This window comes from Waterburya sp. (assembly GCF_058530065.1).
Genome location: NZ_JBZNBU010000173.1, coordinates 1 through 15,188, shown reverse-complemented (window position 1 = coordinate 15,188; position 15,188 = coordinate 1). Strand labels below are relative to the sequence as shown.

The window sequence follows — 15,188 nt, the reverse complement described above, 5'->3', positions numbered from 1 at the left end:
CTTCTACCAATGCTAATTGCGCCCCGCACCGTAATATCTAAATCGGGAAATTCTTCTCTAGCCACATCGCTGGCAGAATAAATAGATGCTCCCGATTCATTAACAATGACTTTAATTGGTTTTTGTTCTATCTCTGGTAAAAGCTCGGCAATAAAGCGATCGGTTTCCCGCGAAGCCGTACCATTACCGATCGCAATTAATTCAATTTTATATTTACCAATCAAATCTTTAACTATTGCTGCGGCTTGGGTTCGTTTGTCTGCTCCCGAATGGGGAAAAATTGCTTGATATTTTAAATATTTTCCCGTATCTGAAAGTACCACCGCTTTACAACCAGTACGAAAACCAGGATCGATCGCCAGAGTTGGTTTTCTTCCCGCAGGAGAGGCTAACAAAAGGTTGCGTAAATTGGCTTCAAAAGTTTGTATGGATTCGAGATCGGCATAGTTTTTGCGATCGCTCCTCACTTCCCTAATTAAAGATGGTTTCAACAAGCGGTTAAAGCCATCTTGCAGCATTTCTCGATAAAAGTTTTGCAGAGCATTGGCTTTGGTATTAATCACTTTGGCTTCTAAATAAACCATTACTTCCGACTCTTCAAAAGCAATATCTAGCGTCAGAATTCCTTCACTTTCCCCACGATATAAAGCCAAAAGATTGTGAGGGGGAATTTTATTCACCCCATAACTATAATCCCGATACATTTCGTATTTAGTGCTTCCTTCGGGATGTTCTTTTTTCACTTGAGAGACAAATACACCTTTTTTAAAGAAATATTCCCGTAAATAGGCTCTAATCTCGGCATTATCTCCCACTTGCTCCGCTAAGATGTCTGCTGCACCAGCCAAAGCATCTTCTACTGTTTCGACTCCTGCTTCTCTATCGAGATACTTACTTGCTTCTGGAATTAAATCAATCTGAGACACTTGAGGTTGATTATTAGACTCGATCCACATTGCCAAAGATTCTAACCCCTTTTCCCTAGCAATAGTCGCTCTGGTGCGTCTTTTGGGTTTATAAGGTAGATATAAATCTTCTAATTCGGTTTTATTAAGACAATTAACAATTTTCGCGCTTAATTCTGCCGTTAACTTACCTTGAGCTTCAATTTCACTCAAGATCTTTTCTTTGCGCTTGGCTAGCTCTTCTAAATAAGTAAAGCGATCGAAGATATCCCGCAACTGTACTTCATCTAGAGAGCCTGTTTGCTCTTTACGATAACGAGCGATAAAAGGTACTGTTCCCCCATCTTGCCAAAGATTGAGAGCATTATTGATATTACGTAATGGTAAGGAAAACTCTTGAGCTATCAGCTGAGAAATATCAGTCATCTAATCAATAATAAGCGATCGACAATAATAATAAAATTAGCAGTTAAAAGTTCGGGAATAAAACTGGTTAACAAATCAACAAAATTGTCATTTTTATGTTTTTTTGACAAACTCTACGAATCTTAGTGTGACTTTGATGATTATGATGCTAAGTTTAAAATTATTTGCTAGAGTTTTAGGCTTGAGCGATGGTATCTAAAGGGTGAAAGAGAAAAATCAAGACGACAAAATCCAAATAGATCGGCTTCTATCGGGATTAAAAAAACGAGAATTATCGATCGTCAATCCTCGTCGTAAAAATGGTTTGATTTTATATAAAAAATATCATGCAGAATTTATTGGTCCTGGAGCTATAGTTGGGGGTAACTTCGATCTGGATACAATTGATATTATTCCCGTTGGTACTATATCTTTAGTTTCTCCTCAAAACTCTCAAGAGCGCAGACAAGCATATAAAATGCGCCGACAATGGGTCAGATTGACCAAACAAATTATTGACAATCCAGAGGCGACAGAAAGAGCTCAGGTAATCTTAAATCAATTTGAACACTGGTTCGATTTAGAAACTGTAGCCAGTCTCCCCGATGAAGCTTTTGCTCTACTAGTAGGAGTTTTACCTCAAACTATCCGTAAAGTAAGAAACATTCAACTTTTGTGAGCTAGAAGTCAGTCTATCTTTGCTCTTCAATAATGGTATTCTATGAACTTGTAAGAGAATTTTCTGCTTAGACAGAAACGTCTAGGCGAAAATTATCCAAAAGGAATCTGTAAAGCGATCGCCATGCCTGCCGTATCTACTGCACCCAAAAACATCAACTTTCCCCTAACTGCCGTTGTCGGACAAGAGGCAATCAAGTTAGCATTATTACTGTCTGCTATCGATCCCGAACTAGGAGGAGTGGCGATCGCTGGTCGTCGCGGAACTGCTAAATCGGTTATGGCGAGAGCGATTTACAATCTTTTACCTCCAATCGAAATTATTCAGGATTCTATCTATAACTGCGATCCTGACAAACCACAAGAATGGGATGACGATACTATTGCTAAATATGGCAATACTCCCAGAGAAGAAATACCCACCCAAATTATTCCAGCACCATTCGTTCAGATACCATTAGGAGTTACTGAGGACCGATTATTAGGTTCGGTAGATGTAGAAGAGTCGGTTAAGCGGGGAGAACCCGTATTTCAACCAGGATTGCTGGCTCAAGCTCATCGAGGAGTCTTATACATAGATGAAATTAATCTTTTAGACGACCAAATTGCCAATCAATTGTTAACTGTTCTAACCGACGGTAGAAATGTCATCGAACGGGAAGGAATTAGTTTCCAACATCCTTGCAAACCAATCTTAATTGCTACCTATAACCCCGAAGAAGGAGTTTTGCGAGAGCATCTTTTAGATCGCATTGCGATCGCTCTTTCTGCTGATGGAGTACTATCCCTCGAACAAAGAGTTGAAGCAGTCAATCAAGTAATCGACTTTACTAACTCCCCTCAAGATTTTATCGAGAACTACGAAACCGATATTGATAGCCTGAAAACCGATATTATTTTGGCACGGGAATGGCTTAAGGAAGTTAAAATCAGTCACGACCAAATTCTCTATCTCGTCCAAGAAGCAGTCAGAGGTACGGTAGAAGGACATCGTGCAGAATTATTTGCGGTTAGAGTTGCTAAAGCTTGTGCTGCTTTGGATGGTAGAGATAAAGTAACCGCCGATGATTTGCGCAAAGCGGTTGAGTTAGTCATTATTCCTCGCGCTACTACTATCGAAACTCCCCCCGAAGACGCACCTCAACCACCCCCACCACCGCCACAGCAAGAACAACAGCCCGACGACGAACAAGAACCAGATAAGGACGAAGACGAACCAGAAGATGAAGAAGACCAAGAGGAACAAGAACAAGAGCCTCCTGCGATTCCTGATGAATTTGTCTTTGATATTGAAGGGGTAGTCTTAGATCCTGAAGTTTTAACTTTCGCCCAAACCATGCAGCGTCAAGGTAAATCTGGAGCGCGGAGTCTAATTTTCTCGGAAGATCGCGGTAGATATATCAAACCGATGATTCCCAAGGGCAAAGTCAAAAGAATTGCAGTGGATGCTACTTTGCGCAATGCTGCACCCTATCAAAAAGCCAGAAGAGAGCGCAACCCAGGCAAAAATGTAATTGTCGAACAAAGCGATCTTCGTTCCAAACGCATGGCGCGTAAAGCAGGTTCTTTAATTGTTTTTGTAGTCGATGCTTCTGGTTCGATGGCGTTAAATAGAATGCAGTCGGCAAAAGGTGCGGTGATGCGTCTGTTGACTGAAGCCTATGAAAATCGCGACCAAATTGCCTTGATTCCCTTTAGAGGCGAAAGAGCCGATGTACTATTACCTCCCACGCGATCGATTACGATGGCAAAAAGCAGACTAGAAACCCTCCCCTGTGGTGGTGGCTCTCCCCTATCCCATGGCTTAACTCAGGCAGTAAATGTGGGTATTAACGCTCAAATGTCTGGGGATATCGGACAGGTGGTAATTGTAGCCATTACCGATGGTAGAGGAAATATACCTTTATCTCGTTCTCTGGGAGAAGTACCCGAAGAAGGAGCAGAAAAACCCAACATCAAAGAGGAATTACTCGATATTGCAGGTAAAGTTAGAGCAACAGGAATGAAGTTACTTGTAATCGATACGGAAAGTCGTTTTGTTTCTACAGGTTTCGCCAAAGAACTAGCCAAGCAAGCAGGGGGAACTTACTATCATTTACCCAAGGCTAATGATCGCGCGATCGCAGATATGGCTAAAGGTGCAATTTCAACAATGTAGTTTTAAATATTAGAGCGGGCAATTCCTGCTCTAAGAACTACTTAAATCAATTTATGTTGATAATTTTAATAACTAAATTATTGATTTTTCTTAAGTTTTATTTTTGAACAATTAATCTTAATACTCTTGGATTTTTATTCATATATTGGTATTATTCTTAATATAATATAGGTTTTTTACTATTAACTAAAAAACAACCATAGTTTCGAGTCTATAGAAAATCCAACACCATAATAAAAACACAATGGGTATAACCAACAAAATACATTTTAGAAACGTAAAAGGCGATATCTTCGGCGGTGTTACTGCTGCAGTTATCGCCCTTCCAATGGCTTTGACTTTCGGGGTGGCTTCTGGTGCAGGAGCTTCTGCTGGTCTGTGGGGAGCTATTTTAATTGGCTTTTTTGCTGCTTTATTTGGCGGTACGCCCACTCTAATTTCCGAACCAACAGGTCCAATGACGGTGGTAATGACGGCAGTTATTGCCAGTTTGACTGCTGCTAACCCCGAACAAGGTTTGGCAATGGCATTTACAGTTGTCATGTTAGCAGGTGTTTTCCAAATTATTTTTGGGATTTTAAAACTCGGTAAATACGTTACCTTAATGCCTTACACAGTCATCTCAGGTTTTATGTCTGGCATTGGGGTAATTTTAATTATCTTGCAAACAGCACCATTTCTCGGACAAGATAGTCCTAAAGGTGGGGTAATTGGAACGATTCAGAATTTGCCTCAACTGTTGGCTAGTATCAATCCCTTAGAAACATTACTAGCTCTTTTGACCGTGGCAATCTTGTTTCTTTGCCCGAAAAAAATCAAAAAGAATTTTCCCCCTCAATTATTAGCTTTGATTGTTGGGACACTGATTACTACCTTCCTTTTAGGTAATGCAGAAATTCGTACTATTGGTCAAATTTCTGTGGGTTTGCCTAGTTTACAGTTACCTACTTTTACTCCAAGCCAAATTAGAACCATGATTGTTGATGGTTTGGTTTTGGGAATGTTGGGCTGCATTGATGCTTTACTAACTTCTTTGGTAGCCGATAGTTTAACCCGTACCGAACATAACTCCAACAAAGAATTAATCGGTCAAGGTATTGGTAATTTAGTATCTGGTTTGTTTGGCGGTTTGCCTGGTGCTGGTGCAACTATGGGTACAGTAGTAAATATCCAAGCTGGCGGTCGTTCTGCACTATCTGGTTTGACTCGTGCTTTAGTTTTATTAGTGGTAGTTTTAGGTTTAAGCCAATACTTAACAGGGATTCCCACTGCTGTTTTGGCGGGTATTGCTTTTAAAGTAGGGATTAATATTGTTGATTGGGGATTTCTCAAGCGCGCCCACAAAATATCTCCCAAAGCGGCAATTATTATGTATGGAGTAATCGGTTTAACAGTATTTGTTGACTTGATTGTAGCTGTTGGTGTGGGTGTATTTGTGGCAAACATTTTAACTATCGAACGCCTTTCGAATCATCGTGCCGATAAAGTTAAAGCGGTTACTTATGATGATGAAGAAATTAAGTTAAATCCAGAAGAAAAAACCCTCTTGGAAAAAGCCAATGGTCGCGTACTCTTGTTCTATTTAAGCGGACCAATGATTTTTGGCGTAGCGAAAGCAATCTCTCGCGAACACAATCTAATCAATGATTATAAAGCATTAGTACTAGACCTTTCGGAAGTACCAATTTTAGGCGTAACTTCCTCTCTAGCTTTAGAAAACGCCATAGATGAAGCAATCGAAAAAGATCGCCAAGTATATTTAGTAGGTGTGAGCGGGCAAGCAGAAAAACGCTTGAGAAAATTGGGCGTGATGGATAAAGTTCCTCCTCAAAACATTATTTCCGATCGCACTAATGCTTTGAGAGAAGCTGTGAGTCACGTTGACAACAACTTCGTTGAATTAAACGCTGATACAGATATCAACGATACTATTCGTCCTCAAGCAATTGGTTGATTTTCAAAGCTAACTTGAATCAGGGAGCTTATTTTAAAATTCCGTAGAATTAATTAAAGTGTGATCGTTGTACTTAACAATTCTCAAAATATCTCTGGTCAATATTAGAGATTAATTCCTGGAAATCTCGCAGTCAAATTATGATAGTATTCATACTATATTTTAAGAAAATAGTAGGAAGGTATACAAATATATGGAAGCTGCAATGATTCTCGCAGACTTACCAGAAGCTTACTCCATGTTTAAGCCTTTGGTTGATGTTCTGCCCATTATCCCCGTGTTTTTCCTGGCTTTGGCATTTGTTTGGCAGGCAGCGGTTGGATTTAAGTAGATTTATCTATTATTGTTTTAATAGTTAAGCAGCCAAAGATAAGATGGCTGCTTTTTATTTGAGCAAATTAAAGAAATTATGATTATATTACAGCCGTTTTCAGTTGAATAGCTCTCTGGTAAAATTTACTAGTTCGTAGTTTTTAGTTTTTAGTTCTTAGTTTTTAAAGTTTAATTATGTGGTCTACCCATGTGAAAAGCGCAGTAAATCCAATTAGCCATTTTGCAATTTTGTTCCAGGGACAATTCGCATTCCATTAACAAAATCCCAACCAGATTGAACTCGTTTTCCTGCAAGTTGAACTCGATCTAATAATAAAAAGCCCGAACTTGTTTGCACTAAAGCACCTAATTGTTTGATATTTTTGACTATTTCTCCTGGTTCGCCCTGGAATTGGGATAGTTCGGCATATCGATCTTGGAGAATTTTATATTCTTTTGGCAACTCGGCGATTGTAGTTTTGGTAACTGGTACTGTGGCAAGAACTTTTAACTTCTTATCTTCTAATTTGGCAAAGCAATTAGGGAAAAAACCTCGAATTTGATTGTGTATTTCTAGGGCAGACTGCGACCAATTAAGGGCAAAATCAGCTTTATCAATCAAACGAGCATAAGTAGCTCGCTCTTCTATTTGGCGAATGGGGCTAATTTCTTGTTTCTCTAGTTTAAATAGAGTTTCTATTAATAAATCCGCTCCCAGATTGGCAAGAGTAATAGCCAGATCGATCGCATTATCTAAAAGCTTAATTTCTGTTTCTGCCTTGAGCAACATATCCCCCGTATCCATACCCTTATCCATCAGCATGGTTGTGATTCCCGTAATGCGATCGCCATTAACTATACTCCACTGAATTGGGGCAGCACCGCGATATTCGGGCAACAACGAACCATGCACATTAATACAACCCAATTTAGGCATTGAGAGAATTTCTGTAGATAAAATTTGCCCGTAAGCTACTAGGACAAAAGCATCTGCTTCCGTTGCTTTGAGCTTGTCTAAAGTTTCCCGATCTTTTTTAATTCTTGGCGGTTGCCAAATAGGTAAATGATGTTCCAAAGCAACTTTTTTAACTGCTGATGGTAAAACTTTATTACCTCTACCTCTAATTTTGTCTGGTTGGGTAACCACAGCTACGACTTCAATATCAGGATGTTCGATTAGTTTGTTTAAAGTGGTAACGGCAAATTGAGGAGTCCCAAAGAAAACAATTTTCATAGATTGTTGTGGTTAGCTGTATGGCAAACTATCTAAAAAACAACTTTATATACTAGCTTACTTAACAGTCAAGAATGTTATTTAATTCCTACTGTTATTTAATTCCTACTGGTGACAAGTTATCCTAAAGCGATTGTCTTGAATGTCAAGTTTAATTGGTCTTATCAGGCGAGCGCCAAATTCAAGATTTTTAGATTTTCGTGCATCGCAATTTGACATCAAAATTTTTTCGATGTTCCTCTTCCTCCTTTACCCGAACAAAAAGCGATCGCCCAAATATTAAGCGACATGGATGCAGAGATTGAAGCCTGTAAATTTTAGGAATAAACGGGGTCATGCACACTTTTGTAATTGTTGAGCATCACGCAGACGACGAATATAAGCAGCTACTGTAGCATAACTACCTTGATAACCCTGTTCTTGGATTTCTTGCCACAGTTTAGTTCCATTATGGCAACCTTCATTCCATCGCTCAAGAAGATACTTATTATAGGGAGCAAGCAAACTCTTTCCGCGATCGCTTCGTCCCTTTCGTTCGGGAAAAGTGGCAGATTTAAGAAAGCGAAATACTTTTCTTCTAGTAATTCCTAATTTGTTGTATGAATAGTATCGAAAATAGTTTTAGCGATCGCCTGATTCTTGGTTCACCAAAAGTGTGCAAGACCCCGTTTATTCCTGAAATTTACAGACTAGATATAAACCACATTGCCAACCTCATTTGCTGAAGTTGATTCTTGTAAGATCGGATTTTGGACTAACAAGATCGAGCAGGGCGCATGATGAACCACATAGTTACTAACGCTACCAAGCAGCATCTCCTGTAACCCCGAACGTCCGCGTCTACCGATAGCGATCAAATCCGCACTACACGAACGAGCAAATTCGCAAATTGTCGAGCTTGGATGACCAGTTATCTGAGTAAATTCGGTTTTTACTCTGGCGGAGATGGCTTGTCTGCTATAGGAACGCAGCATTTCTAAGCCTTTGCGCTCGAATTCCATCCATTCTTGCTGATAAGCTTCATTTGCTTGATGCATTATTTTAGATGGTACGTGAATACAGCGATTTTTTCCCGATATATATTCAGAAAGATAAGGACTAGTGGATTCTTCGACTGATAAAACATGTAATAGGATTAAGGTTGCACCATCAGCTTTGGCTACGGATAAAGCTTTTAAAAATACTTGTTTGCTAATTTCAGAGCGATCGATCGCAACGAGAATTTTATCGTACATTTTTCTTTTCCTCACTAATGGTTGGTTGTTGATTAAACTTAGGAATTATAAATCAGAGGTCAGGATCTCTGGTTATCTACTCCTCTTTGATTCCTTTCATGGCAACGATAAGGTTGATATTTTTTTTGTAGGCTAATAGTTTGAGGAACTTGTGAGGATAGTTATTGACTAGTGATTGTTTGCCTGCAAACTGCAAGAATCAGGTAAATTTCTCTTTGAGTTCACCTCATTTCTATCTTGTTTTTATGGCTTATTAGTGACAATAGACTCGTGTTACCGTGCTAATTCAGCTTCAACTCATACCTCTTTTATGACTGTAGGGCAAAATCATTTAGTGTTTTTCCTTGCAAAGCATTATTCAACACTAGCTCGATGCGATCGCAAAAGATAAACTCAATTTGTTCTCTTATATCTGCGGGAACATCAACGAGGTCTTTTTCGTTGTGACGAGGTAATAGAACTCGTTTAATCCCTATACGATGGGCAGCTAAAACCTTTTCTCGTACTCCACCGATGGGTAGAACTTCTCCGCTGAGATTGATTTCTCCCGTCATGGCAGTATCGTTACGCACCGAACGATTCATCAATAAAGAAGCGATCGCCGTAACCATAGTTACTCCCGCAGAAGGACCGTCTTTGGGAATTGAGCCAGCGGGGACATGAATGTGCAAGCCATTGTTTTTGAAGACATTTAGATCTATGCCTAATGATTCTGCTTGCGACCAGACATAAGAACGAGCAATCTCTGCCGACTCTTGCATCACTTCTCCCAGTTGACCTGTCAGGGTTAGGTCTTTTCCTTGAGGCAACAGCACCGCTTCAACAAACAGGATTTCTCCTCCCTGAAGCGTCCAGGCAAGCCCAGTTGCTACCCCAGGTTTGCTATCGGGTCGTATTTCTTCTCTCAAAAATTGTTTTGCCCCCAGCATTTCTGCTAACTGTTCGGGTTGAATAGTTTGAGGTTCGGTTTCTCCTCCAGCATGGCGTACCGCTATTTTACGACAAATAGTGCCAATTTGCTGTTCGAGTTTCCTAACTCCTGCCTCGTGAGTATAGTATTCAACAATTAGCTCGATCGCTGATTCGGTCAGCTGCACTGCATCATTTGGTAGTCCTGCCTTATCAATCTGTCGCGGTAGCAAATATTTGAGGGCAATGTTGGTTTTTTCCTGGGGTGAATAACCCGATAGTTCGATGATTTCTAAACGATCTAACAAGGGTGCGGGAACATGAGAGAGATCGTTAGCAGTACCGATAAATAGTACCTGAGATAAATCAAAATCTAAGTCTAAATAGAGATCGCGGAAACTATGGTTTTGTTGCGGGTCGAGAATTTCCAGCAATACCGAGGCAGGATCGCCACGATAGTCCATACCCACCTTGTCCAATTCATCGAGCATAATTACGGGGTTTTTAACGCCCGCTCGATGTAAAGCTTGAACGATCCGACCAGGCATCGCACCGATATAAGTACGACGATGACCCCGCAGTTCGGCTTCATCCCGCAAACCGCCCAAACTAATCCGCTCGAAGGGTCTGCCCAAGGTACGGGCGATCGATCGACCGAGACTGGTTTTACCGACTCCAGGCGGTCCTGCAAAGCAAATTACCGTACCTACAGTATAGGACTGAGTAATATTAGTATCCAACGGTTGCTGTTGCTGTGCCAGTTTTTTGAGTTTAAAAGTAGCCAGGTGTTCGATAATTCTTTCTTTGGCTTTATCTAAACCATAGTGATCTTCATCCAGAATAATTCTGGCGTTATTGAGATCGAGATTATCTTCAACTTGTTGATGCCAAGGCATTTCCAAAAGCCAGTCTAGATAAGTGCGAATTACCCCACCTTCTGCCGAAGCACTGGTAACTCTTTCCAAGCGATCGAGTTCTCGTTTTGCTTGTTTGGCTACGACTTCTGGAAGCTTGACTGCTGCCAAACGCGATCGCAATTCATGAGCTTCTTGGCGGTTGGGATCGCTCTCGCCTAACTCTTCCTGAATTTTTTTAAGTTGCTCGCGCAAAAAGAACTCTTTCTGCTGTTGGTCGATTTCTTTTTTGGTTTCCCCTAATATTTCTCCCCGTAGTTTTTGTACCTCAAGTTCCTTTTGCAAAGCTGCCAATATGCGCCGTAGTAGTTGTTCTAAATTTTCTTCTTCTAAAATTGCCTGACTGGTAACAACATCTTGTTGAAGTAATAAGGAACTTTGATAGGCTAACTTAGCAGGATCGGGAGTATTGAGTAAGATTGCCAGTAATTCTTCAGGAAATCGAGGGTTAATCGCTGCTCCCTCTGCCCACAAGGACTTAATTGCCTGGGTTAGAGCTTCAATGGTTTGCTCGTCTATTCCTTTTGCCCAAGCATCTTGTACGGTCAGGACGGGTAATTTTTTAAATTTAACAGTGTAAGTAGGATCGGTCTGCACTAGTTTGACAATCTCAACCCGCTCTAAACCCTCGACAATTAGTTGAACTAAACCCATTGGTAGAGGAATAATTTTGTGAACGACTGCCAGGGTTGCTATGGAGTAAATATCTTTTAGGTTTTCAATTTCCCAAGGTGAAGAATTTGTAGTCTTTGGTTCTGCTTCCAATTCAGCCAATCTTTGTAAAACTTCAGGACGAATTGTAGCCACGATCAACTGTTTTTTTTCGGCTAATGCAGCCGACTCAACAACGGCAAGCGATCGCGGTTTTCCCGCCACAACTGGTAGGGTTGTTCCTGGTAACAAAACAACATTATTTAAAGGAAGCAGCAAGCTAGTCTCTAATTTATTGTGTAAATTGGAAAATAAAGTAGTGGCATACGTCATAAAACCTCCTCGTGTCGATCGAGTTTGTCGAGCTAAATGCTTTTTAACATTAAGTTAGTTAGCTTTCTCATACTCAAATTAATCAATAAACTTGAGTATCTCGTGAGAATATTTTCATACGTAGCCTGAAATTAATGTTCCTATAAAGAAATCTTCAGTCTAAATATCTTCTTCCTTGGTGTATTGGAGATATAACTCTCCTGTGCTGTTTCATTAATTCTTCATGCTTCCACCCTGCTTCTACTTGATTTTTTTCTGGCGATCGCCAGTTAGGGCGATCCCCCTAACCTTCCAAGTCTTGTAGAGAAAGAGATACAGCTAAAGCTCAATCATTACAGAAACTAATCTTACGCTCCCGCGCAGCTAGATTTCTGGCAATACGTCAAGTAAATTCTGTTTTAGGGAATCACCCTCGAAAGCGCGAAGCAGACGGGGGTGAGGATGTCAGCGCACTAAAATAAATTATTTGTAAAGTATGTCAATGATTGGCTACAGACATATATTATTCAATGACTACACCGTCTTTGAGTTTGGCATCAAACTTTTCGATCAGTAAATTACGTAGAGTAGATTTTAGATCTTCTGTAGCAACTCCTTTATCAATCATCTTGCCCAGTTCAGCACCCTTACCAACTTTACCGCCAGAAAAGATTTTTGCACCTTCAACGGCTTTACCATCTTTACGCACCTTAGTTCCCATTAAACCAATATCGCCAGCTTGGGGTTGTCCGCAAGAGTTAGGACATCCAGTCCAATGAAGTCTGACGCGCTGAGGAATGTCCAGTTCTTCGTCTAGTTCTCTAGCTAGTTTTAAAGCCCTTTCTTTAGTTTCGATTAGGGCAAAATTACAGTACTTTGCACCAGTACAAGAAATTACCGAACGGGTTAAAGTGCTAGGAGTAATTTGGAATTTTTCTAATAAAGGCTCGCTGAGAAAAGTATCAATATTTTCGTTAGCAATGTGAGGAATAATTGCATTTTGCTCTACTGTCAAACGAATTTCTCCATTACCGTATACTTCTGCCAATCTAGCCAGTTCAAACATAGATTCAGCATTTAAACGCCCCATAGGAACGTGCAAGCCTACATAACTATAACCTTCTTGCTTTTGGGGATGTACTCCCAAGTGATCTTTTTTGTCTTGGGTAATTTCGTCTGTTTCCGCAGCATCTGCTAAAGGCTTACCAAGTTCTTTTTCAATTTCAGCGCGGAATTTTTCCACACCCCAAGTTTCGATTAACCACATCAAACGAGCTTTAGGACGACTAGTTCTCAACCCTTCAGATGCACCATTTTCTGTGTATACAGTCAAAATAGCGCGAGAAAGTTCGACTACTTCTTCATCTTCTGCTGGTATCCAGACTCCCATAGGAATAGATTCTGCACAACGTTGGGCGGATAGATAGCCACCTACCAAAACGTTAAAGCCCAGCACTTCATCTTTGTATGCAGGAATAAAAGCTAAATCGTTCAACTCTGCGTGGATCGAATTGTCTCTTGCTCCTTCGATCGCAATATTGAACTTGCGGGGTAGATTGGTAAAAGCATAATTACCTTCGCCACTATTGGTAATCATGTCTTGTACTTTTTGGTTCATCTGGCGAGTGTCGATCAATTCGTCTGGATCGATTCCCGCTACAGGAGAACCCGTTAGGTTACGCACGTTATCCATTCCCGATTGAATACTAGTTAAGCCAACTTCTTTGAATCGATTAAACAATTCGGGAATATCCTCCAGACGCACTCCCCGCAATTGAATATTTTGGCGAGTAGTAATATCCGCCGTACCATTTTCTCCATAACGTTCGATTCCACCCCCTAAGACTCTCATTTGTTCGCTGGTAACCACCCCATTAGGTACGCGCATTCTAATCATGAATTCACCAGGGGTTACGGGGCGATAAAATATACCCAACCACTTAAGCCGTGTTTCTAAATCTGATTTATCTACTGCTTCCCAGCCAATTTTGGCGAAATGCTCTAGTTCGTGTTTAACATCTAGTCCATCTTTAGCTGCTTTTACTTTCTCTACTTTATTCAGCTTAATCTTGGTATTGGTGTCAGTAGTCATAAATTTAGACCTTGAGATATTTTACAGGTTTATTCTTTTATAGAAAAATATTCAAAGTTACTTGGGTAGCCAGGAATACAGACTTACAAACAATACGAAATCTACCTTCGAGGCTGGTAGCTCTCTTGCTTTAGGTGAAATCGGAAATTGTCACTAAATTCTTTAGTTACCTAGGTTAACTCTATATTATTAATTTATATGATTGTGTAGAGATGTTGCGTTTTTTGTGCCTCTTGATACTAAATGCTCAAAAAAAATTCTCATCGTGCATCATTGCAATTCTTTTTTTGCATAAGTCAATCGAAAATCTTCATGGATGGGATCGATTATTCAATGGGAATAAAATCGTAACCATAAGAAGAACGATTTCCCCGTTTTACTGTAACTAATTGTACGGGAGCATTGCGATCGCCCGAAGAGAGAAATTTCACCGTACCCGAAGCACCTACAAAACTAAAACCAGACTGGGATAGAGTTTGCTGGATTCCTTCTCGACTAGGGTTGTTTTGCAAGCCCATAATAATGGCTTTAACTGCATCATAAGCCATCGCAGTACGCCAGTTGACATCTCCCCCCCACAAGCGACGAGAAGAATCAGGGAAATCGGAATTATTGCTAGCTAGGATATGCCAAGGTACGCCTAAAACCATGTCAACAGCTTTTGCTCCTGCAATTTGGAGGGTTTGGGGTTTGTAAAAGCTATCCCCTGCCAACAAGGGTAATTGATTATCATTGAGTTGAACCATGAGATAGGCTTTGTCTATAGTTTTAGAGTCATTTAGAAAAACTAATACTTCCGCATTTTCTAGTTCTGCTTTTTGCAGCATTTCCGCAGGATTGAAGTTATTTTGAGCTAGATCTACTTCCAGGGCGACTTCTCCCCCATTACTCACTAAATCGGTTGTGAAGGTGTTTCTTAAGGAATTACTGTAGGCACTTTGGGAATTGTAGACAACTACGGCTTTGGTTTGGTTGAGTTTTTCTAAAGCGTATTTGGCTAAAGCATTACTGGTAAAGCGATCGCTTGGCACGGTGCGAAAAATGTTGTTGCCTAACTGAGAAATAGCAACAGAAGTGCTAGTGGGAGAGATAGCTACCAAGCCATTATCTTGATAAATGGGTGCTGCTGCTAGGGTTACGCCACTAGAGAAATGTCCTACTACCCCTAAGATATTTTTATTTTGGACTAAATTTTGAGCTATTTGTTGGGCAGTTTCGGGATTATTATTGTCATTGGCGATCGCGACTTTTAAAGGTATACCATTTATTCCCCCTTGTTGGTTAATCTCATCTTGAGCTTGAGCCACACCCCGAAGAATTTCTTGAGCGGTGGTCATTTCTGTGCCAATAGGTGCGGATACGGCAATGGTATAGGCTTTGTTGTCACCAATACGAGCGTTGTTGAGATAAATCAAAGCTTCGGGATCGT

General features: G+C 40.4%; 11 protein-coding genes and 2 pseudogenes. 6 read left to right on the top strand and 7 right to left on the bottom strand.

Annotation, left to right across the window (positions count from 1 at the left end; translation table 11 throughout):
* Positions 1-1,331: Tex-like N-terminal domain-containing protein (locus AC33VI_RS11060; protein ID WP_491782318.1), on the bottom strand; the 1,331-nt coding region annotated here is incomplete at its 3' end.
* Positions 1,332-1,533: 202 nt separating this feature from the next.
* Between AC33VI_RS11060 and AC33VI_RS11055 the strand changes: the two genes are divergently transcribed.
* From AC33VI_RS11055 to AC33VI_RS11040, 4 genes are all read left to right on the top strand, one after another.
* Entirely contained in the window at positions 1,534-1,989 is a 456-nt protein-coding gene (locus AC33VI_RS11055) for a hypothetical protein (protein ID WP_491782317.1), read from the top strand.
* 123 nt (positions 1,990-2,112) lie between these two features.
* On the top strand, positions 2,113-4,146 hold the full coding sequence (bchD, locus tag AC33VI_RS11050; protein ID WP_491782316.1) for a magnesium chelatase ATPase subunit D: 2,034 nt from the start codon (positions 2,113-2,115) through the stop codon (positions 4,144-4,146).
* Positions 4,147-4,390: 244 nt separating this feature from the next.
* Complete coding sequence (bicA, locus tag AC33VI_RS11045) at positions 4,391-6,100, top strand: bicarbonate transporter BicA (protein WP_491782315.1); 1,710 nt, start codon at positions 4,391-4,393, stop codon at positions 6,098-6,100.
* A gap of 193 nt (positions 6,101-6,293) precedes the next feature.
* The gene (locus AC33VI_RS11040) at positions 6,294-6,431 is read left to right on the top strand and encodes a photosystem II reaction center protein K (RefSeq protein ID WP_491782314.1); all 138 of its coding nucleotides are present in this window, start codon (positions 6,294-6,296) and stop codon (positions 6,429-6,431) included.
* A 213-nt stretch (positions 6,432-6,644) separates the two neighbouring features.
* On the opposite strand, the gene fmt is transcribed toward AC33VI_RS11040, so the two are convergent.
* Positions 6,645-7,646 carry a methionyl-tRNA formyltransferase gene (fmt, locus tag AC33VI_RS11035; RefSeq protein ID WP_491782313.1) on the bottom strand — a complete coding sequence of 334 codons (1,002 nt, stop codon included), beginning with the start codon at positions 7,644-7,646 and terminating at the stop codon, positions 6,645-6,647.
* Positions 7,647-7,889: 243 nt separating this feature from the next.
* Between fmt and AC33VI_RS11030 the strand changes: the two are divergent.
* Positions 7,890-7,967 (top strand): annotated as a pseudogene (locus AC33VI_RS11030) (hypothetical protein); the annotation flags it as partial.
* A 12-nt stretch (positions 7,968-7,979) separates the two neighbouring features.
* Here AC33VI_RS11030 and AC33VI_RS11025 read toward each other — a convergent pair.
* The 3 genes from AC33VI_RS11025 to lon all read right to left on the bottom strand — a co-directional run bounded on the left by AC33VI_RS11025 (position 7,980) and on the right by lon (position 11,688).
* A complete protein-coding gene (locus AC33VI_RS11025) occupies positions 7,980-8,150 on the bottom strand; it encodes a hypothetical protein (RefSeq protein WP_491782312.1) in 171 nt (56 codons plus the stop codon).
* 185 nt (positions 8,151-8,335) lie between these two features.
* On the bottom strand, positions 8,336-8,881 hold the full coding sequence (locus AC33VI_RS11020) for a universal stress protein (RefSeq protein WP_491782311.1): 546 nt from the start codon (positions 8,879-8,881) through the stop codon (positions 8,336-8,338).
* 308 nt (positions 8,882-9,189) lie between these two features.
* A complete protein-coding gene (gene lon, locus AC33VI_RS11015) occupies positions 9,190-11,688 on the bottom strand; it encodes an endopeptidase La (RefSeq protein ID WP_491782310.1) in 2,499 nt (832 codons plus the stop codon).
* A 305-nt stretch (positions 11,689-11,993) separates the two neighbouring features.
* On the opposite strand from lon, the pseudogene AC33VI_RS11010 reads away from it, so the two are divergent.
* Positions 11,994-12,149 (top strand): annotated as a pseudogene (locus tag AC33VI_RS11010) (hypothetical protein); the annotation flags it as partial.
* 41 nt (positions 12,150-12,190) lie between these two features.
* On the opposite strand, the gene AC33VI_RS11005 reads toward AC33VI_RS11010, so the two are convergent.
* Positions 12,191-13,759 carry a ferredoxin--nitrite reductase gene (locus AC33VI_RS11005; protein WP_491782309.1) on the bottom strand — a complete coding sequence of 523 codons (1,569 nt, stop codon included), beginning with the start codon at positions 13,757-13,759 and terminating at the stop codon, positions 12,191-12,193.
* Between the two features lie 326 nt (positions 13,760-14,085).
* Positions 14,086-15,188, bottom strand: a 1,103-nt coding sequence (locus AC33VI_RS11000) for an ABC transporter substrate-binding protein (protein ID WP_491782308.1), incomplete at its 5' end; no start/stop codon positions are given.